The following is a 21,774-nucleotide window of genomic DNA, read 5'->3' on the forward strand; positions in this document are numbered from 1 at the left end:
CGACCACCCTTACGGGTGATCGCCCTTCGTCTGAGGCCGTCAGGCGGCCTCGGAGGTGTTACTTGACCTCGACGGCCGCACCGGCAGCCTTGAGGGACTCGGCAGCCTTCTCGGCGGCCTCCTTGTTGACCTTCTCGAGGACCGGCTTCGGGGTGCCGTCGACGAGGTCCTTGGCCTCCTTCAGACCCAGGGAGGTCAGCTCGCGCACGACCTTGATGACCTGGATCTTCTTGTCGCCGGCGCCGGTGAGGATGACGTCGAACTCGTCCTTCTCCTCTTCCTGGGCAGCGGCGTCGCCGCCACCCTGGCCCGGGGCGGCAACGGCGACGGCCGCGGCGGCGGTGACGTCGAACTTCTCCTCGAAGGCCTTCACGAACTCGGAGAGCTCGATGAGGGTCATCTCCTCGAACTGGGCGAGGAGGTCGTCCTGAGAGAGCTTCGCCATGATGGGCGATCCTTCCACTTTTCGGCAGGTGCCGGATGTATAGAGAGGCGGGCGTACTTACGGCCCGCTACGACCCGTGCGCGAGAGCGCTCGGATCAGTGCGCGAGCCGAATTACTCGGCACCGCCCTGCTCGGCGAGCTTGACGCGAAGCGCTTCCGCGGTGCGGACGAACTTCGACGGCAGCGCCTGGAAGAGCGAGGCAGCCTGGGACTGCTTGCCCTTGAACGCGCCGGCCAGCTTGCTGAGCAGAACCTCGCGGGACTCGAGGTCCGCGAGCTTCTTGATCTCGTCGGCGGTCAGCGCCTTGCCATCAAGGACACCGCCCTTGATGACGAGGTTCGGGTTCTCCTTGGCGAAGTCACGCAGAGCCTTCGCCGACTCCACCGGGTCACCGGTGATGAAGGCGGCCCCGGTCGGACCAGCGAACTGGTCGTCCAGCGAGGCGATCCCGGCCTGGTTGGCCGCAATCTTGGTCAGCGTGTTCTTCACCACGGCGTACTGGGCGTTCTCACCGAGCGAACGACGCAGCGTCTTGAGCTGCGCCACGGTGAGACCCCGGTACTCGGTCAGCACAACGGCGTTCGAGCTGCGGAACTGGTCCTCAAGCTCGGCTACCGCGGCAGCCTTGTCGGGCCTTGCCATAGAGCGTCGGCCTCCTTCCGGGTGATGAGGACCGCTCAGAAGGGGCTGGGAAAAACGAAACGCCCCGGCGCGGGCGCCAGGGCGTAGCTCAACCGGAACGAGTCCGGGAACTTTCCACAGTCACCTGCGCGGGTCGTCCGCATCAGCGGATCCTTCGGCCACCGCCCCCTCACGGGCACGGCAACGACCAGCGGTCTTTGGCTTCTGGGGAACCATACGTGAACCGGATCGGCTCAGGCAAATCGGGCCGTCCGGGTGAGTCGGCGGCGGCCCGGCGGGAGGGTCAGGCGGCGGGGCCGGCGCCCTTCTCCGGGAAGAGCATCGCCGTGACGTCGAGGACCTCGGCCGCGTCGGGGCCCCGCAGGGTGAGCGGGGTGCCGTAGTCGGTGTAGTGGGCGTCCAGGGTGACCGCGCCGCGGCCGGAGTCGACCACGGCCCTGAGCCGGGCCGGGTAGCCGTCCGCGTTGACCCAGACGTCCATGTCGTAGCCCTTGATGCCGGCCTTGCGGACGGCCTCGACCAGTTCACGGCGCTTCTCGGCGGGCAGGCCGGCGGCGGACTCGCGGGTGGCGAGCATCTCCTCGAAGGTGACCAGGCCCTTGTAGTGCTCGGTGGGGGCCCCGTCGACCTTCTCGGCACCCAGGTGCTCGATGTTCGGGGATTCGAGGAGCAGGGCGAGCTGCCTGGCCGGGTCCTGGCTCATGCTCTGCTGCTGGCCGAGGTCCCCGAAGGGGCTGCCGGCGTCCTTGCCGAGGGCCCGGCTCGCGGCCTCGGTGTCGAACTTCATCCACTTCTTGCCCTTGGCCTTGGCCGCGAGCGCGCCGTCCAGCCCGATGTACATGACCTTGTCGAGCATCAGGATGTGCTTGGGGCCGTCGTCGGCCCCGGCGCCGGGCAGCAGGGCGCCGTCCGCCTTGATCCGGATGTCCATGGCCGGCCGCTCGCCCCAGCCCTGGGTCCCGGACAGCTCCATGGTGCCGGTGCCGGTGCCGGCCGCGCCGGCGGTCGCGGAGGCGGAGACGGTCATCCGGACCTTGGCCGAGCTCGCCTTGTCCGTCTTGCGGTAGGCGGCCTGGAGGGCCACCGTGGCCGCCCGGGAGCTCTCGGCCCGCTCGGGGGATCCGGCGGGCCGCTCGGCCGCCTTGTCGCCGCCCTGGCAGCCGGCCGCGCCGAGCACCACGGCCGTGACGACGGCGCAGGCGCCCAACCGTTTCAGAACCGACCGCTCCATGTCCCCCACCCCTGTACACAGTCGTACGAACCTTTGCGCGAACCCGTGCGAATTCGCCGATCCTCGGCAGCCTAGTCACAAAGAACCGGGCCCCGCACCTGGGAAGGTGCGGGGCCCGGTTCGATCACCTCGGTGAGCCGGAGTGCGGCTCAGCCGGCTCAGACAGCGGCCGGGTCCTCTTCGACGAGGAGGTTCCGGGTGCGGTTGGAGTCCAGCTGGATGCCGGGGCCCATCGTGGTCGCCAGGGCGGCCTTCTTGATGTAGCGGCCCTTGGCGGCGGACGGCTTCAGACGGAGGATCTCCTCCAGGGCCGCGCCGTAGTTCTCGACCAGCTGCTCATCGGTGAAGGAGACCTTGCCGATGATGAAGTGCAGGTTCGAGTGCTTGTCGACGCGGAACTCGATCTTGCCACCCTTGATCTCGGTGACAGCCTTCGCGACGTCCATGGTGACGGTGCCGGTCTTCGGGTTCGGCATCAGACCACGGGGACCGAGCACGCGGCCGAGGCGGCCGACCTTGCCCATGAGGTCCGGGGTGGCGACAACGGCGTCGAACTCGTTGAGGCGGTTGCCCTTGGCGATCTCGTCGATCAGTTCGTCGTTGCCGACGATGTCGGCTCCGGCGGCTTCCGCGGCCGCAGCACGGTCACCGGTCGCGAAGACCAGGACCCGGGCGGTCTTGCCGGTGCCGTGCGGGAGGTTCACGGTGCCGCGGACCATCTGGTCGGCCTTGCGCGGGTCGACACCCAGGCGGAAGGCCACCTCGACGGTCGCGTCGAACTTGACGGACGAGGTCTCCTTGGCGAGACGGACGGCCTCGAGCGGGGCGTACAGCTTCTCCCGGTCGACCTTGGCGTCCGCAGCGCGGAGAGTCTTGCTGCGCTTCACTTCTGCTCCTGTGTTGATTGCTTCAGGGTGTGGAGTCGTGGTGCGGACCAGCGCTTGGCCCTACCACTGGGACTACGGGGGCTGATCAGCCCTCGACGGTGATGCCCATGGAACGCGCGGTGCCCGAGATGATCTTCTCGGCGGCGTCCAGGTCGTTCGCGTTGAGGTCAGGCAGCTTGATCGTGGCGATCTCGCGGACCTGCTCGCGCGTCAGCTTCGCGACCTTGGTCTTGTGCGGCTCGCCGGAGCCCTTCTCCACGCCCGCGCTCTTCAGGATGAGGCGCGCGGCCGGCGGGGTCTTGGTGATGAAGGTGAAGGAGCGGTCCTCGTAGACCGTGATCTCCACCGGCACGACCATGCCACGCTGCGACTCGGTCGCGGCGTTGTAGGCCTTGCAGAACTCCATGATGTTGACGCCGTGCTGACCGAGCGCGGGGCCGACCGGCGGAGCCGGGTTGGCCGCACCGGCCTTGATCTGGAGCTTGATAAGCCCCGTGACCTTCTTCTTCTTGGGAGGCATTGCTCTCTCCGGGTCCTAGTGAGAGTTATCCAGCCGCCAACCGGTCATCCGGATGGAGGCATACCGCACCACGATAACGGGTACAGGTGCGGGGCTGAAAACCGAGCAGGTCAGACCGCCCTTGAGGGGGCAGATCTGACCTGTCCGGAAGCTTTCGCGCAGAAGATCCGAATCCCGTGGATCAGTTCTTCTGGATCTGGTCGAAGCTGAGCTCGACCGGGGTCTCGCGACCGAAGATCTCGACGAGGCCCTTGACCTTCTTGGAGTCCGGGTTGATCTCGTTGATGGTCGCCTGGAGGGTCGCGAACGGACCGTCGGTGACGGTGACCGAGTCGCCGACCTCGAAGTCGAGGACCTCGATGGTGCGCTTGACGGCGGGGGCGGGCAGACCGGCGGCCTCGGCGGCGGCGCGGTCGGCCTTCTCCTTGGCCTCGGGCGCGAGCATCTTGACGATCTCGTCCAGGGTCAGCGGGTACGGGTCGTACGCGTTGCCCACGAAGCCGGTGACGCCGGGGGTGTTGCGGACGACGCCCCAGGACTCGTTCGTCAGATCCATGCGGACGAGAACGTAACCGGGCAGCTTGTTCTGCCGGACGTTCTTGCGCTCGCCGTTCTTGATCTGGACGATCTCTTCCTCGGGCACCTCGGCCTGGTAGATGAACTCCTCGACGTTCAGCGAGACGGCGCGCTGCTCCAGGTTGGCCTTCACCCGCTTCTCGTAGCCGGCGTAGGTGTGGATCACGTACCACTCGCCGGGCAGGAGGCGGAGCTCGTCGCGCAGGGCCTGGGTCGGGTCGACGGGTTCGGCCGGCTCCTCGGGAGCGGCCTCGGCCTCGACGACCTCGGAGTCGGCGGACTCGTCCTCGTCGTCCTCGTCGGACTCCTCGTCCTCGTCGGAGTCGGAGTCGGTGTCCTCGGTGTCGGACTCGTCCTCGGCGTCAGCCTCGTCCTCGTCCGCGACGGCGTCGGCGAGCTCGGTCTCGTCGGGTTCCACGGCGTCCGCCGCCTCGACGATGTCGAGCTCGTCCTCGACGGACTCGACGGAGTCGGGGCTCACGTTCAGGTTCGGGTCAGACACGGTGGCGGCTTCTTCCTGGATACAAAAATGGGTGGAACATGCGAAAACGGGCGGCACCCATCAAGGCGCCGCCCTCCGCGGGGATCAGCCGAAGACGAACTTGATGGCTTCCTGGAACCCATAGTCAATCACGGTCACCAGACCGATCATGATGAGCACGAAGACAATCACCACAGTGGTGTACGTCGTCAGCTGGTTACGAGTGGGCCAGACAACCTTGCGGAGTTCCGCTACGACCTGGCGGTAGAACAGCGCGAGCCGACCGAAGGGGCCCTTCTTGCCGCGCTTGCCGCCCTTGCGGGCCTTCTTCTCGCGGGTTTCGTCCTCGGCGTCAGGCATGTCGATGGAGCCCAGGGCGTCCGTCACGTCTCTCACCTGAATCCGGGTCATGGCCGTGCCGCGCCCGGTTGAGCCGCACGGCTGCATCGAAATACGTACCTGCGCACACATCCGGCGAAGGAGTGTGGAGCAGGGCCGGAGGGACTCGAACCCCCAACCGCTGGTTTTGGAGACCAGTGCTCTACCAATTGAGCTACGACCCTTTGCGTGCCCCAACCTACCGCATCCGAGCGAGTGCACCGAGTGCGCTCGTTGTGGAGGGTCCGCTGAGGTCCGACGACAGGTGAGTGTACGTGGTCAGAGCCCCGACGTCGAACAGCATGGAGCGGGAGGGCGGATGGAAGCTGTCCGGAGCGGTGCTGGAGGCGCCACGGAGGCAATCGGTCCGCTCTCTGGAACGGGGTGCGGCGCCGGATTGCGGTCTGGGACGATTGGGTCCATGACCTCTGCAACGCCTTCTTCCGAGCGCCGGGTGTCCGCCCGTATCGGCGCCATTTCCGAGTCCGCCACCCTCGCCGTCGACGCCAAGGCCAAGGCCCTCAAGGCCGCCGGGCGTCCGGTGATCGGCTTCGGTGCCGGCGAGCCCGACTTCCCGACCCCGGGCTACATCGTCGACGCGGCCGTCGAGGCCTGCCGCGACCCGAAGTTCCACCGCTACACCCCGGCCGGCGGGCTGCCGGAGCTGAAGAAGGCCATCGCCGAGAAGACCCTGCGGGACTCGGGCTACCAGGTCGACCCCGCGCAGGTGCTGATCACCAACGGCGGCAAGCAGGCCATCTACAACGCCTTCGCGGCGATCCTCGACCCGGGCGACGAGGTCATCGTCCCGGCCCCCTACTGGACCACCTACCCGGAGTCCATCCAGCTGGCCGGCGGTGTCGCGGTGGAGGTGGTCGCCGACGAGACCACCGGGTACCGGGTCTCCGTGGAGCAGCTGGAGGCCGCGCGCACCGAGCGCACCAAGGTGGTCCTGTTCGTCTCCCCGTCCAACCCGACCGGTGCGGTCTACAGCGAGGCCGACGCCAAGGCGATCGGCGAGTGGGCGGCCGAGCACGGCCTGTGGGTGCTGACCGACGAGATCTACGAGCACCTGGTCTACGGGGACGCGAAGTTCACCTCGCTGCCGGTCCTGGTCCCGGCCCTGGCCGACCGCTGCATCATCGTCAACGGGGTGGCGAAGACCTATGCGATGACCGGCTGGCGGGTGGGCTGGGTGATCGGCCCCAAGGACGTCGTCAAGGCCGCGACCAACCTGCAGTCGCACGCCACCTCCAACGTCTCCAACGTGGCGCAGATCGCCGCGCTGGCCGCCGTCTCGGGGAACCTGGACGCGGTCGCGGAGATGCGGACGGCCTTCGACCGCCGCCGGCAGACGATGGTCCGGATGCTGAACGAGATCGACGGCGTGGTCTGCCCCACGCCGGAGGGCGCGTTCTACGCCTACCCGTCGGTCAAGGGCCTGCTGGGCAAGGAGATCCGCGGCAAGCGCCCGGCCACCTCCGCCGAGCTGGCCTCGCTGATCCTGGACGAGGCCGAGGTCGCCGTCGTCCCCGGTGAGGCCTTCGGCACCCCGGGCTATCTGCGCCTGTCGTACGCGCTGGGCGACGAGGACCTGGTGGAGGGCGTGTCCCGGATCCAGAAGCTGCTGGCCGAGGCCAAGGCCTGACGGCTGCGTCCTTGCGCCTCGCGCCTTCGCGCACCGGAGCGGCGGTTCCCCTCGTGGGAGCCGCCGCTCTGGCGTTCGGGCAAGCCCCCGATCGGTAAAAGCCCCTCCCGCCGGGCGGCGCGGTACGGCAGGATCACCGGATGGAGCACGTACGAGATCTCACGCTTCTGCCGAAAGCCCATCTGCACCTGCACTTCACCGGTTCGATGCGCCCGTCGACCCTGCTGGAGCTCGCCGACAAGTACGGCGTGCGGCTGCCCGACGCGCTGACCGCGGGGGAGCCGCCCAAACTGCGGGCCACCGATGAGCGCGGCTGGTTCCGCTTCCAGCGGCTCTACGACGCCGCCCGGTCCTGTCTGCGGGAGCCGGAGGACATCCGGCGGCTGGTCCGCGAGGCCGCCGAGGAGGACGTCCGGGACGGCAGCCGCTGGCTGGAGATCCAGGTCGACCCGACCTCGTACGCCCCGCTGCTCGGCGGGATGATCCCGGCCGTGGAGATCATCCTGGACGCGGTGGAGTCGGCGTCCCGGGAGACCGGTCTGGGGATCCGGGTGCTGATCGCCGCCAACCGCATGAAGCACCCGCTGGACGCCCGCACCCTGGCCCGGCTGGCCGTCCGCTACGCCGACCGCGGGGTGGTGGGCTTCGGGCTCTCCAACGACGAGCGGCGCGGGATGGCCCGTGACTTCGACCGGGCCTTCGCGATCGCCCGGGAGGGCGGGCTGCTGGCGGCCCCGCACGGCGGGGAGCTGACCGGTCCGTCCTCGGTCCGGGACTGCCTGGACGATCTGCACGCCTCCCGGATCGGGCACGGGGTGCGGGCGGCGGAGGATCCGCGGCTGCTGAAGCGGCTGGCGGACCGGCAGATCACCTGTGAGGTCTGTCCGGCGTCCAATGTGGCGCTGGGGGTCTACGAGAAGCACGAGGACGTGCCGCTGCGGACCCTGTTCGAGGCCGGGGTGCCGCTGGCGCTGGGCGCCGACGACCCGCTGCTGTTCGGGTCCCGGCTGGCGGCCCAGTACGAGATTGCCCGGCGGTACCACGGGTTCACGGACGCGGAACTGGCGGAGCTGGCCCGGCAGTCGGTACGGGGGTCGGCGGCGCCGGAGGAGGTCCGGGAGAAGGTGCTCGGCGACATCGACCACTGGCTGGCCGGCTGAGGTCCGGCCGGCCGCTGCGGCGGGTCAGCGGGTGAGGCGGGTCAGCGGGTGAGGCGGAGGTCGCCCTGCCAGCAGTCGGCCCGGACCCGGTCGCCGTCGGGGAAGCCGAGCTCCAGCAGGGTGCGCCCGGTGAGCGGGTCGGCGAACTCGGCGACGGAGGTCACGGTGTCACCCAGATGGCGCAGGAAGGGGTGGTAGCCGAGGTCCTCGCCGACCTCGATCCGGCCCCACTCCCCCACCTCGTACGGTGCGTGGGGTTCGGCGCACTCGACGATCAGGCACCAGTCGGAGCCGGTGCTGATCCGGGTGGACTCGCCCTCGCTGTCGATCAGCCAGATGTCGAGGGGGGCTTCGGAGCGCTCGCCGTCGTAGACGTGCCAGGACGCGACGATTCTGCGGATCGACCGTCCCACCAGGCGGGTGGGGTCCGTACCGGCCCCGTGCAGGGGACACCACATTCAGATGCTGACGCCTACCGTCACGGGCTCGTTGACCAGGGTGACGCCGAAGGCGGAGTGGACTCCGGCGACGACCTCGCGGGCCAGGGTCAGCAGGTCCTCGGTGGTGGCGCCGCCGCGGTTGGTGAGGGCGAGGGTGTGCTTGGTGGAGATCCGGGCGGGGCCGGTGCCGTAGCCCTTGGTGAATCCGGCCTTGTCGATCAGCCAGGCGGCGCTGGTCTTGGTGAGGCCCTCGCCGGCCGGGTAGGCGGGCGGCTGGGTGTCGGCGCCCAGTCGGGTGCGGACCCGGTCGAGGAACTCGGCGTAGTCGGGGCCGGCCAGGATCGGATTCGTGAAGAAGGAGCCGGCGGACCAGGTGTCGTGGTCCTCGGGGTCCAGGACCATGCCCTTTCCGGCGCGCAGCCGGAGCACGGTGTCGCGGGCGGTGGCGGCCGGGACCCGGTCGCCGGCCTCGACTCCGAGGGCCCGGGCGGTCTCGGGGTACTTGACCGGGGCGGAGAGGCCGCCGGCGTCCTCCAGGGCGAAGCGGACGCGGAGGACCACGTAGCGGTCGGGCTGGTCCTTGAAGGTGCTGTGCCGGTAGGAGAAGGCGCACTCGGCGTTGGTCAGGGTGACCGTCTCGGCCCGTTCGCGGTCGTAGGCGACCACTTCGGTGATGGTGCTGGAGACTTCCTGGCCGTACGCGCCCACGTTCTGGATCGGGGTGGCGCCGGCGGAGCCGGGGATCCCGGCCAGGCACTCGATCCCGGCGAGCCCCGCGTCCACGGTGCGGGAGACCGCCGCGCTCCAGTTCTCGCCGGCGGCGAGTTCCAGGGCGGTGCCCGTAAGGGTGAATCCGGTGGTGGCGATGCGCAGGGCGGTGCCGTCGAAGCCCTTGTCGCCGATGACCAGGTTGCTGCCGCCCCCGATGACCAGCAGGGGGGTGCCGCTGCGGTCCGCGGCGCGGACGGCGGCGACGACCTCGGCGTCGGTGGTCGCGGTGACCAGACGGGTCGCCGGGCCGCCGAGGCGGAAGGTGGTCAGCGGGGCGAGGGGGGCGTCGTGGAGTTCCTGCACGTGGACAAGAGTACGGTCCGTGCCCCCGGCTTCCCGGCGGGGCCACGGACCGTGGGTGCGGCGGGTCAGTGCCGGTCGGGCTGTTCGGCGAGCCGGCGTTCGGCCTCTTCCCAGGTCAGCGGGAGGTCGGAGGCCTTGGCGGTCCACTCGGTGAAGCGGGCCCGCTCCATGTGCGCGGCGGCGGCCCGGGAGCTGGAGCGGTGCGGCTCGCTGCCGGCGAAGCGGTGGAGGGACTCGCGGTCCTGCCAGGCGGAGAGGGTGAGGAAGGTCCGGGAGCCGATCCGGGCCCGGAGGGCGGATCCGTGGGAGCCGGGGGCGGTGCGGAGCTGTCGGAGGATGCCGGGGGTCTTCAGCAGGAACCTGAGGGCGCCGAGCAGGGTCCGGGTCTCGAAGCGGGAGGCCATGACGTGGACTTCGGCGTCGGGGGCGGGCGGGCGGGGCTGGGTCCAGGGCAGGTCGGGCACGGTCGTACTCCTTCCGGGGCGGGGCGGCGCGGACGGCGCGGGGCGGGGTGGGGTGGGGTGGGGTGGGGGGGTGCCGGGTGGCTCAGGCGGAGGTCTTGACGGTGGTGGGAGCCGTGGAAGCGGGGGCGGGCGCGGCGGTGGCGGTGGCGTCCGGGGCCTTCGCCGGGCCCTGGGCGGAGCCGGCGCGGCGGCCGGGGATCAGCAGGGCGAGCAGGGCGGCGACCCCGACGGCGGCGGCGCCGATCCAGAGGGCGGGGACGGTGCCGTCCACGAAGGTCTGCGCGCTGCGGTAGCCGCCGGCCGCGGAGAAGACCGAGGCCAGGACGGAGACGCCGAGGGCACCGCCGACCTCCCGGAAGGCGTTGTTGGCGCCGGAGGCGATGCCCTGTTCGGCGGGGGCCACGGTGGACATCACCACATGGGCGGCGGGGGCGAAGTAGAGGGCCATACCGATCCCGCTGAGGATCAGGGCGGGCAGCTGGGCGGCGTAGGAGACCTCGGAGTCGAGGATCAGGGCGAACCAGGCCAGGCCGGCGGCCTGGAAGGCGAGGCCGGCCGCGACCACCGGGCGGCCGCCGATCCGGTCGGCGAGGATTCCGGCGATCGGGGCGACCACCATGGGCATGGCGGTCCAGGGCAGGATGCGCAGTCCGGCCTCGGTGGGCGAGTAGCCGAGGACCCCCTGCATGAACTGGCTGAGCAGGAAGATCGCGCCGAACATCCCGAGGTACATCAGCAGGCTGGCGAAGTTGATGCCGGTGAACCCGCGGTTGCGGAAGAGCCGCATCGGGAGCATCGCGTTGCCGCTGCGGGTGCCGTGCAGGACGAAACCGGCGATGAGGACGCCGCCGGCGATCAGGGCGGTCAGCACGGGGGCGCTGGTCCAGCCGTGGGCGTTGGCGTTGACCAGGCCGTAGACGACGCCGAACAGACCGCCGCTGATGAGCAGGGTGCCGGGGAGGTCGAGCCGGGCGCCGGGGGCGGTGGACTCGGCGAGGCGGAGCCGGGAGAGCGGGATCAGGGCGAGACCGATCGGGACGTTCAGCCAGAAGATCCACTGCCAGGAGATGTGCTCGGTGAGGCTGCCGCCGATGAGCGGTCCGCTGGCGACGGCGATGCCGCTGACGGCCCCGTAGATGCCGAGGGCCATGCCGCGGCGGGCGGCGGGGACGGCGGCGGTGAGCAGGGTGAGGGTGAGCGGCATCATGATCGCCGCGCCGACGCCCTGGACGGCGCGGGCGGCGATCAGGGCGTCGATGCCGGGCGAGAGGGCGGCCGCGGCGGAGGCGGCGGTGAAGACGGAGAGCCCGGCTATGAAGAGCCGGCGGCGGCCGAAGCGGTCGCCGAGGGCGGCGCCGAACATGAGGAGGACGGCGAAGGTGAGGGTGTAGGCGTTCACCGTCCATTCGAGGTCTTCGAGCCTGCCGCCGAGGTCCTCGCGGATGGCCGGGAGGGCGGTGGTGACGACGAGGTTGTCGAGGGCCGCCATGAAGCTGGCGGCCGCGGTGAGGACCAGGGCCCAGACGGCCGGTCCGCGGAGCTTGTCTTCGTGCCGGGTGGTCATGGTGTCTCCCCCTGTGGTGTCAGTTACTTCAGTCACTTCGGTTACTTAGTAATTGCTGACTAACTTTCTGGGACAGAAAGCGGCGTCCTGCGGGGCGCCGGGTGGCGCGATGCCCTGCGGGGCGCCGGCAGTACGGGAGGTGCGGGTGGCGCGGGTGGTGGCGCGGGTGGCGCGGTGTCACTCCGCCGCGGGCGCGCCGGGGCGGGCGGAGGGGTAGAGCCCCTCCCAGATCCGGTGTCCGGGCGGGAAGCCCATGGCGGCCAGGCTGTTGACCAGCATGCCGTAGGCCATGAAGGTCGTGGTCTCGGCGACGTCGCCGCCGAGCGGGCGCATGACGGTGTCCCAGAGCTCCAGCCAGCCGGCCCGGACGAGCTCCCCGAGCTCGGGGTCGCCGGCGGCCTCGCTGGCGGAGACCGTGACGTACATCTGGAGCTGCAGCTGGAGCATCTCGGGCTGCTCGGTGATCATCCTGCCGTAGGCGGTGGCCATGGCATGCAGGGCCTCCTCGCCGGTCAGGCCCTCGCAGGCCTCGGCGAAGACGCTCCGGGTGTGCTCCAGGCAGCGGGCGGCCGCGGCGAGGAAGATGGCCTGCTTGTTCGGGAAGAGCCGGAACAGATAGGGCTGCGAGACGCCGACCCGCTTGGCGATCGCCTCGGTGGAGGTGCCGTAGTAGCCGCCCTTGGCGAACTCCCCCACCGCCGCGCGGATCACGCTCTCGCGCCGTTCGTCTGCGCTCATCCTGACCATGAGAGGAAGTTAGTACGCAATCACTAACCTCGTCAAGGCCGGAAGAAGGGGCGCCCGTGCCGCGGAGCGCCCCTTCTCCCCCACGCTTCGGAGGATCCGCCGGTCAGGCCAGCTGGACCACGGCGCGGGACATGCCCAGCACCTTCTGGCCGCCGCTGACCGCGGTCAGGTCGACCCGCACCCGGTTGTCCTCCAGCAGGGCGCCGACCTTGGCGCTGACCTCGATCAGGGCGCCCTCGCCGTCGTTCGGGACCACGACCGGGCGGGTGAACCGCACTCCGTACTCCACCACCGCGCCGGGGTCCCCGACCCAGTCGGTCACCACCCGGATCGCCTCGGCCATGGTGAACATGCCGTGCGCGATCACGTCCGGCAGGCCCACCTCCTTGGCGAACTTCTCGTTCCAGTGGATCGGGTTGAAGTCCCCGGAGGCGCCCGCGTAGCGGACCAGGGTGTCGCGGGTCACCGGGAAGGTGTCGGCCGGCAACTCGGTACCGACCTCGACGTCCGCGAACCGGATCTTCGCCGTCATCTCAGGCCTCCTCGGCGGCGCGGGAGACCAGCTTGGTCCACGCGGTCACCACGTGCTCGCCGGTCTCGTCGTGGACCTCGCCGCGGACGTCGATGACGTCGTTGCCCGCGAGGGACTTGATCGCCTCGATGGTGGAGGTGACGGAAAGCCGGTCACCGGCACGCACCGGGCGGACATAACTGAACTTCTGGTCCCCGTGCACCACCCGGCTGTAGTCCAGCCCGAGCTGCGGGTCCTGGACCACCGCGGCCGCCGCCTTGAACGTGATGGCGAACACAAAGGTCGGCGGGGCGATCACATCAGGGTGTCCGAAGGACTTCGCCGCTTCGGTATCCGTATAGACGGGATTCGCGTCGCCGACGGCCTCGGCGAATTCGCGGATCTTCTCCCGGCCGACCTCATACGGATCGGTGGGCGGATACGTCCGCCCCACGAAGGACTGGTCGAGCGCCATGCTCACTACCTCCTGTTGAGAACGTCACAAAGGCGACACGTGCGGAAACGACACGAGGCCGCCCCCTCGGAAGGGGACGACCTCATGACGGTGCCTGTATTCGAGACTTCGCCAGTGACTAGCGGGTCTCGCGGTGCGCGGTGTGCGAGTTGCAGCGCGGGCAGTGCTTCTTCATCTCCATGCGGTCCGGGTTGTTACGCCGGTTCTTCTTGGTGATGTAGTTCCGCTCCTTGCACTCCACGCAGGCCAGCGTGATCTTCGGGCGGACGTCGGTGGCAGCCACGTGAGTGCTCCTTGACGGACTATGGGACGGATGAACGCATAAAAGAGTAGCCGATCGGGAGACCGACCCCGCAATCGGCTACTGTGTGTAGCGGCGACCGGACTTGAACCGGTGACACAGCGATTATGAGCCGCTTGCTCTACCGACTGAGCTACGCCGCTTTGATGTGATCACTTCCCCACCCGAGGGCGGGGAAGCTCTCTCACCAGAGCCCCAATGCGGAATCGAACCGCAGACCTTCTCCTTACCATGGAGACGCTCTACCGACTGAGCTATTGGGGCGAGCAGGGAAGACATTACACGGCCTCCCGCCGATCGCCCAAATCCTTTGTCCGCGGGGCCCGGCCAACAGGTTTCGGCGCAGGTCCGGGGGTCCCGAGGGGCTCCTGTGACGGCCGTGGAGCCATGGCGCGACACCGGTACGACTATTCGGTCCTTCCCGGAAGCGGGCAGCCGGGCGCCCTAGGCTCGGAGCACGCCGCGTGATCTTGGGCCGTGGCCTCGGCCATCGCCCGGAACCGCCCGAGCCACCGCCAGGAGCGCGATGCCCGACAGCCACGCCCACGGACACGGCGCCGCGCACGGATCCGCCGCCGAGTCGACCACCCTGCTGCTGGCCGGGGCCCGGCTGACGGACGGCCGGACCGTGGACGTCCGGCTCAGCGGGGGCCGCATCCAGGCCGTCGGCACCGCCGGGAGCCTGCCCGCCCCCGGCCCCTCCCGGGTGGACCTGAGCGGCTACCTGCTGCTCCCCGCCCCCGCCGAACCGCACGCCCACGGGGACACCGCGCTCACCGCCGACACCGAGGGACCGGTCTCCTACGCCGCCGACGAGGTGCAGCGGCGGGCCACCGAGGCGGCCCTCCTCCAGCTCGGCCACGGGGCCACCGCGGTCCGCTCGCACGTCCGGATCGGCGATGTGCACGGACTGGCCCCCATCGAGGCCGTGCTCCAGGCCCGCCGCTCCCTGCGCGGGCTCACCGACCTGACGGCCGTCGCGGTGCCCCGGCTGCTCACCGGGGTGGCCGGGGCGGACGGACTGGCCATGCTCCGGGACGCCCTGAAGATGGGCGCCTCGGTGGTCGGCGGCTGCCCCGATCTGGACCCCGACCCCACCGGGTTCGTCGAAGCCGTCCTGGAACTGGCCGCCGAACACGGCTGCCCGGTGGACCTGCACACCGACGGCGACGACCCGGGCCGGCTGGCCCGGCTGGCGGCCATGGCCGGGGGGCTGCGCCCCGGGGTCACCATCGGCCCCTGCGGCGGCCTCTCCCGCCTCCCCCTCGACGTGACCACCCGGGCCGCCGACCAACTCGCCGCGGCCGGCGTACGGGTCACCTGCCTGCCCCAGGGCGCCTGCGCGGCCCTGGAGCGCCGCGGGCTGCGCACCGCCCCGGTCCGGCTGCTCCGGGCCGCCGGGGTGCGGGTCGCCGCCGGCAGCGGGGCGCTCCGCGACGCCGGCAACCCGGTGGGCCGCGGCGACCCCCTGGAAGCGGCCTACCTGCTCGCCTCCCAGGGCGGGCTCCGCCCGGCCGAGGCCTACGACGCGGTGAGCACCTCGGCCCGGTCGGCCATGGGCCTGCCGGAGATCCGGGTGGAGGCCGGCTTCCCGGCCGAGCTGCTCGCGGTGCGCGGGGAGGGGATCGCGGGGGTCCTGTCGCTCGCCTACAGCCGGATCGTGATCCACCGCGGCCGGGTGGTGGCCCGGACCAGCGCCGTACGGGAGTACTGCGACTCGGCCGTCGCCGTGGCCCTGGACCTGCCCCGGCAGGGCCGGATGGAGCCGGGCCCCTGAGCGTGCGCGGGCGGCGGCGGGCGGCTCGTCGTACGGTCGGGGCATGCGCATCGTCATCGCTGGTGGACACGGTCGGATCGCGCTGCGGCTGGAGCGGCTGCTCGCGGCGCGCGGGTACGAGGTCGCGGGCATCGTCCGCGACCCGGCACAGGGCGAGGACCTGCGCCGGGCGGGAGCCGAACCGGTGCTGTGCGACCTGGAGTCCGCCTCGGTGGAGCAGGTCGCCGCGGTCCTCCAGGGCGCCCACGCGGCGGTGTTCGCGGCGGGCGCCGGACCCGGCAGCGGGGCCGCCCGCAAGGACACCGTGGACCGGGGTGCCGCCGTGCTCTTCGCCGACGCGGCCGAACGCGCCCGGGTCCGCCGCTTCCTGATGCTCTCTTCGATGGGAGCCGACGCCCGGCACCCGGGCGACGACGTGTTCGACGCCTATCTGCGGGCCAAGGGCGAGGCGGACGACCACGTCCGCACCCGCCTCGGCCTGGACTGGACGGTGCTGCGCCCCGGCTCCCTGACGGACGGGCCGGGGACCGGCCGGGTCCGCCTGGAGGCGCACACCGGCCGCGGGGACATCCCCCGCGACGACGTCGCGGCGGCCCTGGCCGAACTCCTGGAGACCCCGGCGACGGCCGGGCTGACCCTGGAGCTGGTCTCCGGCGGCACCCCGGTGGACGTGGCGGTGAAGGACGTGGCCGGCAACTGACCGGCCGGCCGGGCCCGACGGGTGGTCAGAAGTCCACGGTCACCTGGTCGTCGGACCGGCCCACGGAGTCCTGGTGGAACCGGTGCTCGTAGGCCTTCCGGATCCGCTCGATCCGGGTGTCCCGCTCGTCGGCCGCCTTCTCCGGGTACAGCAGGATCAGCTCGTAGGAGGTCTCGCGGACGATCCGGCCGTCCGCTCCCCGCCACTGCCCGTAACCGTCCTGCAGGGTCAGCCCCTCGGGGAACGCCGGGGTGACCTCACGGTCGAGGAACCCCATGAACTCGGGTCTGCGGATCTCGGCTCCGCCGGGCCGCTGGGTACCGAAGTAGAGCCGGGTCTCCACATAGTGCTCTCCCGTGTCGTGCTCCAGGGCCGCGCCCACCAGCGCCGGCACTCCGGCCGCCAGCAGCGCGGCGAGCACTCCGCCGCCCACTTTTCCCCGCGTGTCAGAAATCCAGGTCACGCGAACCCAACGAACTCCGCCCGGGGCGGATGCGCGCCGCTCGGCCGAATGCGAAGAAGACCTCCGGTCAATGACCGGAGGTCTTCTTTCGCGTGGCGGCGCCAGGGTTCGAACCTGGGTAGGCTGAGCCGGCAGATTTACAGTCTGCTCCCTTTGGCCACTCGGGCACACCGCCAAGAGATGCTGCCGTTTTTTCCGCCTTGCGGCGGCGCTCCCCGGCAACGACGTAAACGATACCCGATGACCGGGGGTGCTTCACCACCGGATTGATCAGCGCCGCGGGTGAGCGCGGTGGCTAGGCTTTGCGGTGCGGACCGCGGATGCGCGGGCCGCGCCCGCCGAGCACATCCCAGCCGACTTCAAGGAGCCACAGCACATGGCCGACTCCAGTTTCGACATCGTCTCGAAGGTCGAGCGGCAGGAGGTCGACAACGCCCTCAACCAGGCCGCCAAGGAACTCTCGCAGCGCTATGACTTCAAGGGCACCGGGGCCTCCATCGCCTGGTCCGGCGAGAAGATCCTGATGGAGGCGAACTCCGAGGAGCGGGTCAAGGCCGTCCTCGACGTCTTCGAGACCAAGCTGGTCAAGCGCGGGATCTCGCTGAAGGCGCTCGACGCCGGCGAGCCGCAGCTCTCCGGCAAGGAGTACAAGATCTTCGCCTCGATCGAGGAGGGCATCTCCCAGGAGAACGCCAAGAAGGTCGCGAAGATCATCCGTGACGAGGGCCCCAAGGGCGTCAAGGCCCAGGTCCAGGGCGACGAGCTGCGGGTCAGCTCCAAGAGCCGGGACGACCTCCAGGCGGTCCAGGCCCTACTCAAGGGCAAGGACCTGGACTTCGCCATCCAGTTCGTCAACTACCGCTGATCCCGGGCACGCCCCCGGGGCCGGCGTGACCGGCGTGAACCGGGGGCGCCCGTTGGCCTGGTGCGGCGCACGTGCGGCGCATGCCCCTTTGTGCTCCCTGTGACCCCTTATGTCCGTGCTGGTGAGCCCAGCACGCTGGGTGACGACCGTCACTGTGAGGACAGGGGGTTTTCGTATGCCCGTGGCCGGGACATTCCGCGAGGATTTCGGGGCATCCGTGGTCGTCGCGCTGGTCGCGCTGCCGCTCTGTGTGGGCGTGGCCGTGGCCTCCGGGGTACCCGCCGAGCTGGGGATCGTCACCGGGATAGTGGGCGGTCTGGTGACCGGCTGGTTCCGGGGCAGCGCCCTCCAGGTGAGCGGACCGGCCGCGGGACTCACCGTGCTCGTCTACGAGATCGTGCGGACCTACGGGCTGCCCTCGCTCGGGGTGCTGGTTCTGGCCGCCGGACTGGTGCAGCTGGCCATGGGCCTGCTGCGGCTCGGGCGGTGGTTCCGGGCGATCTCGCTGGCCGTGGTGCAGGGGATGCTGGCCGGCATCGGCGGGCTGCTGATCGTCGGGCAGTTGTACGCCGTGGCGGACGTGACCGCTCCCGGCGGGACGGTGGAGAAGATCGCCGGGCTCGGCCGGCTGGCCGGGCGGGCCGACTGGACGGCGGTGGCCCTCGGGGCCGGGACCGTCCTGGTGCTGATCGGCTGGCGCCGGATGCCCGCCCGGGCCCGGACGGTCCCCGGGGCCCTGGTCGGGGTGGCCGCCGCCGCGGCCGCGGCGGCACTGCTGCACCTGCCGGTCGGGATGGTCTCGGTGCAGGGGGTGCTCACCGCCGTGTCCCCGCCGGCCGGTAGGGACTTCGGGGTGCTCGCCTCGGTGGGGGCGGCCGGCACCGTGCTCGCGCTGGCCCTGATCGCCTCCGCCGAGACCCTGTTCAGCGCCGCCGCGGTGGACCGGATGCACCGGGGGCCGCGCACCGACTACGACCGCGAGCTGGTGGCGCAGGGGGTCGGCAACTCCGTGTGCGGGCTGCTGGGTTCCCTGCCGATGACCGCGGTGATCGTCCGCAGCGCGGCCAATGTGGAGGCCGGGGCGCGCAGCCGGAACTCGCGGATCCTGCACGGCGGCTGGCTGCTGCTGTTCGCGGTGTGCGTGCCCGGGGTGCTGGAGGTGGTGCCGCTGGCCGCGCTGGCCGGGGTGCTGCTGCACGCCGGGTGGAAGCTGCTGCCGGGCCGGGCCGTGGTGGCGCTGTGGCGTGCCCATCGGGGCGAGGCGGTGGTGCTGGTGGTGACGGCCGGGGCGATCGTGGCCACCAGCCTGTTCGAAGGGGTGCTGGTGGGACTGGGGCTGGCGGTGGCCAAGGCCGCCTGGGAGACCTCGCAGGTGCAGATCGAGCAGGAGTGGGAGGAGGACACCCTCTGTGTGCGCTTCGCGGGCAACGCCAGCTTCCTCCGGCTGCCGAAGCTGCTGGACGCCCTGGACTCGCTGCCCGGTGACCGGCCGGTCCGGCTGGACCTGACCGGGCTCCGCCACTCGGACCATGCCTGCCGGGCGGCCCTGGACGGCTGGGAACGGCAGCGGGCGGCCGCCGCCCCGGCCGGTCGCGAGGGCGTCATCTAGGTCGGCTACGGTGCGCGGCATGACGGGGGAACTGCGGCGCACGTTGAGTGTCCGGGACGCGGTCGTGGTCGGGCTGGGCGCCATGGTCGGCGCCGGGGTCTTCGTGGCCTTCGGCCCGGCGGCCCGGGCGGCCGGTACCGGCGGGGTGCTGCTGGCGGCGCTGGGGGTGGCCGCGCTGGTGGCCTACTGCAACGCGAGCTCCTCGGCCCGGCTGGCCGCCCGGTACCCGGCCTCCGGGGGGACGTACGTGTACGGGCGGGAGCGGCTGGGCCCGTTCTGGGGGTATCTGGCGGGCTGGTCCTTCGTGGTGGGCAAGACGGCCTCCTGTGCGGCGATGGCGCTGACGGTGGGGGCCTACCTGTGGCCCGGCCGGGAGCGGGTGGTGGCGGTGGCGGCCGTGCTGGCGCTGACCGCCGCCGGCTGTCGGGGGGTGCAGAAGTCGGCTCGGATCTCCCGGGTGATCGTGGCCGTGGTGCTGGTCGTGCTGGCCGGGGTCGTGGTGGTGTGCCTGGGGTCCGGGCAGGCCGAGGCCGGACGGCTGGGGTCGGTCGACGGGGTGCCCGGCGGCGGGGTGCACGGGCTGTTGCAGGCGGCCGGGCTGCTGTTCTTCGCCTTCGCGGGCTATGCCCGCATCACCACCCTGGGCGAGGAGGTGCGGGATCCGGCCCGGACGATCCCGCGGGCCGTCCCGCTGGCGCTGGGGATCGCGCTGGCCGTGTACGCGGCGGTGGCCGTGGCCGCGCTGTCGGTGCTGGGTGCGGAGGGGCTGGCCGGGGCCGCCGCCCCGCTGGCCGACGCCGTCCGGGAGGCGGGCCGGCCCGAGCTGGTGCCCCTGGTGCGGGCGGGGGCGGCGCTGGCGGCGGTCGGCTCGCTGCTGGCGCTGCTGCTGGGGGTGTCCCGGACGGCCCTGGCGATGTCCCGGGACGGCCATCTGCCCCGCGCGCTGGCCGCCGTGCACCCCCGGCACGGGGTGCCGCACCATGCGGAGCTGGCCGTGGGCGTGGTGGTGGCGGGGCTGGTCGCCGCGGTGGACCTGCGGGGGGCGATCGGTTTCTCGTCCTTCGGCGTGCTGGTCTACTACGCGATCGCGAACGCGTCCGCCTGGACGCTGGGCTCGCAGGGCTCGCGGGGCTCGCAGGGCTCGCAGGGCTCTCACGATTCAGGTGTCAAGGAGCGGGTCGTGCCGGTGGTGGGGCTGGTCGGCTGTCTGGTGCTGGGGGCCGCGCTGCCCGCCGCCTCGGCGGTCTCGGGCGCGGCCGTGTTGGCGGTGGGGGTTCTGGTCCATCTGGTGCGGGGGCGGATCAGGCCCCGGGTATGACCCCGGGCCGGACCGCCGGCCCTGACGACGCGCGGACGGCGGGCAGGCGGGATGCGGATTGCTCGGGCAACTGCTCGGTCGTGTTCATGGGCCCATGGTGGACCGGTCCGCCCATCCCGCGCTCGGCCTGTGGAAAACCCTCAGCGGGTGGCGAAGGGGGCGTCCGTGCGCACGATGTCGCGGCCCAGCGGCAGCAGGGAGATCGGGATCATCTTGAAGTTCGCGATGCCGAACGGGATCCCGATGATGGTGAGGCACAGGGCGATGCCCGTGAGGATGTGCCCGAGGGCCAGCCACCAGCCGGCCAGCACCAGCCACAGCACGTTGCCCACGCAGGACGGGGCGCCCGCGTCGTGCCGCTCCACGGTGGTGTAGCCGAAGGGCCAGAGGGCGTACACGGCGATCCGGAAGGCGGCGATGCCGAACGGGATCCCGATGATGGTGACGCAGAGGATCAGACCGGCCAGGCAGTAGCCCAGGAACAGCCAGAATCCGCTGAGCACGAGCCATATGACGTTCAGGATGGTTTTCACTGACTTCGGCCTGCCATCTGTTCGAGCCGGGCGATGCGCTCGGCCATGGGCGGATGGGTGGAGAACATCTTGGAGAGGCCCTGGCCGGGCCGGAACGGGTTCGCGATCATCATGTGGCTCGCGGTCTCCAGCCGGGGCTCGGGCGGCAGCGGAAGCTGCTTGGTGCCCGCGTCCAGCTTGCGCAGGGCGCTGGCGAGGGCCAGCGGGTCGCCGGTGAGCTGGGCGCCCGAGGCGTCCGCCTCGTACTCCCTGGACCGGCTGATGGCCAGCTGGATGACGGAGGCGGCCAGCGGTCCCAGGATCATGATCAGCAGCATGCCGATCAGCCCGGGACCCTCGTCGTCGTTGGACCGGCCGACCGGGATCAGCCAGGCGAAGTTGACCAGGAACATGATCACGGAGGCCAGGGCTCCGGCCACCGAGGAGATCAGGATGTCCCGGTTGTAGACGTGGCTGAGCTCGTGCCCGATGACCCCGCGCAGTTCGCGTTCGTCGAGGATCCGGAGGATGCCCTCGGTGCAGCAGACGGCCGCGTTGCGCGGATTGCGGCCGGTGGCGAACGCGTTGGGTGCCTCGGTGGGCGAGATGTAGAGCCGGGGCATCGGCTGGCGCGCGGAGGTGGAGAGCTCGCGGACCATCCGGTACAGCTCCGGGGCCTCGAACTCGCTGACCGGGCGGGCGCGCATCGCGCGTAGAGCCAGCTTGTCGCTGTTCCAGTACGCGTACGCGTTGGTGCCCAGGGCGACGAACACGGCCACGATCAGGCCGGTGCGTCCGAAGAAGCTTCCGATGACGATGATCAGTGCGGAGAGACCGCCGAGGAGTACGGCGGTCTTCAGCCCGTTGTGCCGGCGGTGCACGGTACGCCCTCCAAGTGGTGCGGCAGGGGGACCCGGCGTGGATCTCAGGGTCTTACGGTCCAGTGGACCCTCCCTGCCTGGTCAACGCCAGGCGAGGGCGCCGG

The 21,774-nt window shown here is 71.1% G+C and carries 25 protein-coding genes and 4 tRNA genes; 7 read left to right on the forward strand and 22 right to left on the reverse strand.

Features of this window, described 5'->3' with window-relative positions:
* Positions 1 to 58: 58 nt before the first annotated feature.
* From rplL to ACZ50K_RS24950, 8 genes are all read right to left on the reverse strand, one after another.
* Complete coding sequence (gene rplL / locus ACZ50K_RS24915; RefSeq protein WP_468906892.1) at positions 59 to 445, reverse strand: 50S ribosomal protein L7/L12; 387 nt, start codon at positions 443 to 445, stop codon at positions 59 to 61.
* A gap of 112 nt (positions 446 to 557) precedes the next feature.
* Positions 558 to 1,088: a 50S ribosomal protein L10 gene (rplJ, locus tag ACZ50K_RS24920; RefSeq protein WP_468906895.1), complete on the reverse strand. Its 531-nt coding sequence runs from the start codon at positions 1,086 to 1,088 to the stop codon at positions 558 to 560.
* 283 nt (positions 1,089 to 1,371) lie between these two features.
* The gene (locus ACZ50K_RS24925; RefSeq protein WP_468906898.1) at positions 1,372 to 2,319 is read right to left on the reverse strand and encodes an SCO4651 family lipoprotein; all 948 of its coding nucleotides are present in this window, start codon (positions 2,317 to 2,319) and stop codon (positions 1,372 to 1,374) included.
* A gap of 158 nt (positions 2,320 to 2,477) precedes the next feature.
* Positions 2,478 to 3,206, reverse strand: a complete 729-nt coding sequence (gene rplA, locus ACZ50K_RS24930; protein WP_468906901.1) for a 50S ribosomal protein L1 — start codon at positions 3,204 to 3,206, stop codon at positions 2,478 to 2,480.
* A gap of 85 nt (positions 3,207 to 3,291) precedes the next feature.
* The gene (gene rplK, locus ACZ50K_RS24935) at positions 3,292 to 3,726 is read right to left on the reverse strand and encodes a 50S ribosomal protein L11 (RefSeq protein WP_468906904.1); all 435 of its coding nucleotides are present in this window, start codon (positions 3,724 to 3,726) and stop codon (positions 3,292 to 3,294) included.
* 181 nt (positions 3,727 to 3,907) lie between these two features.
* Positions 3,908 to 4,804, reverse strand: coding sequence for a transcription termination/antitermination protein NusG (gene nusG / locus ACZ50K_RS24940; protein ID WP_468906907.1), 897 nt, complete (start codon positions 4,802 to 4,804; stop codon positions 3,908 to 3,910).
* Between the two features lie 84 nt (positions 4,805 to 4,888).
* Complete coding sequence (secE, locus tag ACZ50K_RS24945; protein ID WP_468906910.1) at positions 4,889 to 5,170, reverse strand: preprotein translocase subunit SecE; 282 nt, start codon at positions 5,168 to 5,170, stop codon at positions 4,889 to 4,891.
* Positions 5,171 to 5,273: 103 nt separating this feature from the next.
* Positions 5,274 to 5,346, reverse strand: a tRNA-Trp gene (locus ACZ50K_RS24950).
* 236 nt (positions 5,347 to 5,582) lie between these two features.
* Here ACZ50K_RS24950 and ACZ50K_RS24955 point away from each other — a divergent pair.
* Both ACZ50K_RS24955 and ACZ50K_RS24960 read left to right on the forward strand, forming a co-directional pair.
* Positions 5,583 to 6,809 (forward strand): pyridoxal phosphate-dependent aminotransferase, encoded by a 1,227-nt coding sequence (locus ACZ50K_RS24955; protein WP_468906913.1) that lies wholly within the window; start codon positions 5,583 to 5,585, stop codon positions 6,807 to 6,809.
* A gap of 140 nt (positions 6,810 to 6,949) precedes the next feature.
* The gene (locus tag ACZ50K_RS24960) at positions 6,950 to 7,969 is read left to right on the forward strand and encodes an adenosine deaminase (protein ID WP_468906916.1); all 1,020 of its coding nucleotides are present in this window, start codon (positions 6,950 to 6,952) and stop codon (positions 7,967 to 7,969) included.
* A 41-nt stretch (positions 7,970 to 8,010) separates the two neighbouring features.
* Here ACZ50K_RS24960 and ACZ50K_RS24965 read toward each other — a convergent pair whose 3' ends face one another.
* The 10 genes from ACZ50K_RS24965 to ACZ50K_RS25010 form a co-directional block, all read right to left on the reverse strand.
* Positions 8,011 to 8,382, reverse strand: a complete 372-nt coding sequence (locus ACZ50K_RS24965) for a hypothetical protein (protein ID WP_468906919.1) — start codon at positions 8,380 to 8,382, stop codon at positions 8,011 to 8,013.
* Positions 8,383 to 8,427: 45 nt separating this feature from the next.
* Complete coding sequence (locus ACZ50K_RS24970; protein WP_468906921.1) at positions 8,428 to 9,483, reverse strand: UDP-N-acetylmuramate dehydrogenase; 1,056 nt, start codon at positions 9,481 to 9,483, stop codon at positions 8,428 to 8,430.
* Between the two features lie 65 nt (positions 9,484 to 9,548).
* The gene (locus tag ACZ50K_RS24975) at positions 9,549 to 9,947 is read right to left on the reverse strand and encodes a DUF3291 domain-containing protein (protein WP_468906923.1); all 399 of its coding nucleotides are present in this window, start codon (positions 9,945 to 9,947) and stop codon (positions 9,549 to 9,551) included.
* A gap of 82 nt (positions 9,948 to 10,029) precedes the next feature.
* The gene (locus tag ACZ50K_RS24980) at positions 10,030 to 11,511 is read right to left on the reverse strand and encodes a DHA2 family efflux MFS transporter permease subunit (protein WP_468906926.1); all 1,482 of its coding nucleotides are present in this window, start codon (positions 11,509 to 11,511) and stop codon (positions 10,030 to 10,032) included.
* 177 nt (positions 11,512 to 11,688) lie between these two features.
* A complete protein-coding gene (locus tag ACZ50K_RS24985; RefSeq protein WP_468906929.1) occupies positions 11,689 to 12,258 on the reverse strand; it encodes a TetR/AcrR family transcriptional regulator in 570 nt (189 codons plus the stop codon).
* Between the two features lie 103 nt (positions 12,259 to 12,361).
* Entirely contained in the window at positions 12,362 to 12,790 is a 429-nt protein-coding gene (locus tag ACZ50K_RS24990) for a MaoC family dehydratase (RefSeq protein ID WP_468906932.1), read from the reverse strand.
* Between the two features lies 1 nt (position 12,791).
* A complete protein-coding gene (locus tag ACZ50K_RS24995; protein WP_468906935.1) occupies positions 12,792 to 13,244 on the reverse strand; it encodes an FAS1-like dehydratase domain-containing protein in 453 nt (150 codons plus the stop codon).
* Positions 13,245 to 13,362: 118 nt separating this feature from the next.
* Positions 13,363 to 13,527 carry a 50S ribosomal protein L33 gene (gene rpmG / locus ACZ50K_RS25000; RefSeq protein WP_007265873.1) on the reverse strand — a complete coding sequence of 55 codons (165 nt, stop codon included), beginning with the start codon at positions 13,525 to 13,527 and terminating at the stop codon, positions 13,363 to 13,365.
* A gap of 88 nt (positions 13,528 to 13,615) precedes the next feature.
* A tRNA-Met gene (locus ACZ50K_RS25005) sits at positions 13,616 to 13,688 on the reverse strand.
* Positions 13,689 to 13,736: 48 nt separating this feature from the next.
* Positions 13,737 to 13,809: transfer RNA gene (locus ACZ50K_RS25010), tRNA-Thr, on the reverse strand.
* A gap of 262 nt (positions 13,810 to 14,071) precedes the next feature.
* Between ACZ50K_RS25010 and ACZ50K_RS25015 the strand changes: the two genes are divergently transcribed.
* Positions 14,072 to 15,322 (forward strand): amidohydrolase family protein, encoded by a 1,251-nt coding sequence (locus tag ACZ50K_RS25015; RefSeq protein ID WP_468906938.1) that lies wholly within the window; start codon positions 14,072 to 14,074, stop codon positions 15,320 to 15,322.
* Positions 15,323 to 15,365: 43 nt separating this feature from the next.
* Entirely contained in the window at positions 15,366 to 16,022 is a 657-nt protein-coding gene (locus tag ACZ50K_RS25020; protein ID WP_468906941.1) for an SDR family oxidoreductase, read from the forward strand.
* A gap of 25 nt (positions 16,023 to 16,047) precedes the next feature.
* On the opposite strand, the gene ACZ50K_RS25025 is transcribed toward ACZ50K_RS25020, so the two are convergent.
* Both ACZ50K_RS25025 and ACZ50K_RS25030 read right to left on the reverse strand, forming a co-directional pair.
* The gene (locus ACZ50K_RS25025) at positions 16,048 to 16,485 is read right to left on the reverse strand and encodes a DUF3574 domain-containing protein (protein ID WP_468906944.1); all 438 of its coding nucleotides are present in this window, start codon (positions 16,483 to 16,485) and stop codon (positions 16,048 to 16,050) included.
* Between the two features lie 93 nt (positions 16,486 to 16,578).
* A tRNA-Tyr gene (locus ACZ50K_RS25030) sits at positions 16,579 to 16,660 on the reverse strand.
* Between the two features lie 201 nt (positions 16,661 to 16,861).
* On the opposite strand from ACZ50K_RS25030, the gene ACZ50K_RS25035 reads away from it, so the two are divergent.
* The 3 genes from ACZ50K_RS25035 to ACZ50K_RS25045 all read left to right on the forward strand — a co-directional run bounded on the left by ACZ50K_RS25035 (position 16,862) and on the right by ACZ50K_RS25045 (position 20,277).
* Positions 16,862 to 17,350 carry a YajQ family cyclic di-GMP-binding protein gene (locus tag ACZ50K_RS25035; protein WP_468906946.1) on the forward strand — a complete coding sequence of 163 codons (489 nt, stop codon included), beginning with the start codon at positions 16,862 to 16,864 and terminating at the stop codon, positions 17,348 to 17,350.
* A 175-nt stretch (positions 17,351 to 17,525) separates the two neighbouring features.
* Entirely contained in the window at positions 17,526 to 18,959 is a 1,434-nt protein-coding gene (locus ACZ50K_RS25040; RefSeq protein WP_468906949.1) for a SulP family inorganic anion transporter, read from the forward strand.
* 19 nt (positions 18,960 to 18,978) lie between these two features.
* Entirely contained in the window at positions 18,979 to 20,277 is a 1,299-nt protein-coding gene (locus ACZ50K_RS25045; RefSeq protein WP_468906952.1) for an APC family permease, read from the forward strand.
* Between the two features lie 140 nt (positions 20,278 to 20,417).
* Here the strand turns inward: ACZ50K_RS25045 and ACZ50K_RS25050 are convergent, their stop codons facing one another.
* Positions 20,418 to 20,810, reverse strand: a complete 393-nt coding sequence (locus ACZ50K_RS25050) for a YccF domain-containing protein (protein ID WP_468906954.1) — start codon at positions 20,808 to 20,810, stop codon at positions 20,418 to 20,420.
* Positions 20,807 to 21,670, reverse strand: coding sequence for a zinc metalloprotease HtpX (htpX, locus tag ACZ50K_RS25055; protein ID WP_468906957.1), 864 nt, complete (start codon positions 21,668 to 21,670; stop codon positions 20,807 to 20,809). The genes ACZ50K_RS25050 and htpX overlap by 4 nt, the downstream gene beginning before the upstream one ends.
* Positions 21,671 to 21,774 lie beyond the last annotated feature (104 nt).

It is taken from the genome of Streptomyces sp. NPDC033845, assembly GCF_055576225.1.

Bases quoted from the DNA above. Each gene is read 5' to 3' on its own strand.
- ACZ50K_RS24980 (WP_468906926.1), bottom strand. From the start codon at position 11,511: ATGACCACCCGGCACGAAGACAAGCTCCGCGGACCGGCCGTCTGGGCC.
- ACZ50K_RS24960 (WP_468906916.1), top strand. From the start codon at position 6,950: ATGGAGCACGTACGAGATCTCACGCTTCTGCCGAAAGCCCATCTGCAC.
- ACZ50K_RS25035 (WP_468906946.1), top strand. From the start codon at position 16,862: ATGGCCGACTCCAGTTTCGACATCGTCTCGAAGGTCGAGCGGCAGGAG.
- ACZ50K_RS24995 (WP_468906935.1), bottom strand. From the start codon at position 13,244: ATGGCGCTCGACCAGTCCTTCGTGGGGCGGACGTATCCGCCCACCGAT.
- ACZ50K_RS25045 (WP_468906952.1), top strand. From the start codon at position 18,979: ATGACGGGGGAACTGCGGCGCACGTTGAGTGTCCGGGACGCGGTCGTG.
- rplJ (WP_468906895.1), bottom strand. From the start codon at position 1,088: ATGGCAAGGCCCGACAAGGCTGCCGCGGTAGCCGAGCTTGAGGACCAG.
- ACZ50K_RS24985 (WP_468906929.1), bottom strand. From the start codon at position 12,258: ATGGTCAGGATGAGCGCAGACGAACGGCGCGAGAGCGTGATCCGCGCG.
- ACZ50K_RS25015 (WP_468906938.1), top strand. From the start codon at position 14,072: ATGCCCGACAGCCACGCCCACGGACACGGCGCCGCGCACGGATCCGCC.
- ACZ50K_RS24925 (WP_468906898.1), bottom strand. From the start codon at position 2,319: ATGGAGCGGTCGGTTCTGAAACGGTTGGGCGCCTGCGCCGTCGTCACG.
- rplK (WP_468906904.1), bottom strand. From the start codon at position 3,726: ATGCCTCCCAAGAAGAAGAAGGTCACGGGGCTTATCAAGCTCCAGATC.
- ACZ50K_RS24990 (WP_468906932.1), bottom strand. From the start codon at position 12,790: ATGACGGCGAAGATCCGGTTCGCGGACGTCGAGGTCGGTACCGAGTTG.
- ACZ50K_RS25040 (WP_468906949.1), top strand. From the start codon at position 17,526: ATGCCCGTGGCCGGGACATTCCGCGAGGATTTCGGGGCATCCGTGGTC.
- ACZ50K_RS24955 (WP_468906913.1), top strand. From the start codon at position 5,583: ATGACCTCTGCAACGCCTTCTTCCGAGCGCCGGGTGTCCGCCCGTATC.
- ACZ50K_RS25020 (WP_468906941.1), top strand. From the start codon at position 15,366: ATGCGCATCGTCATCGCTGGTGGACACGGTCGGATCGCGCTGCGGCTG.
- rplL (WP_468906892.1), bottom strand. From the start codon at position 445: ATGGCGAAGCTCTCTCAGGACGACCTCCTCGCCCAGTTCGAGGAGATG.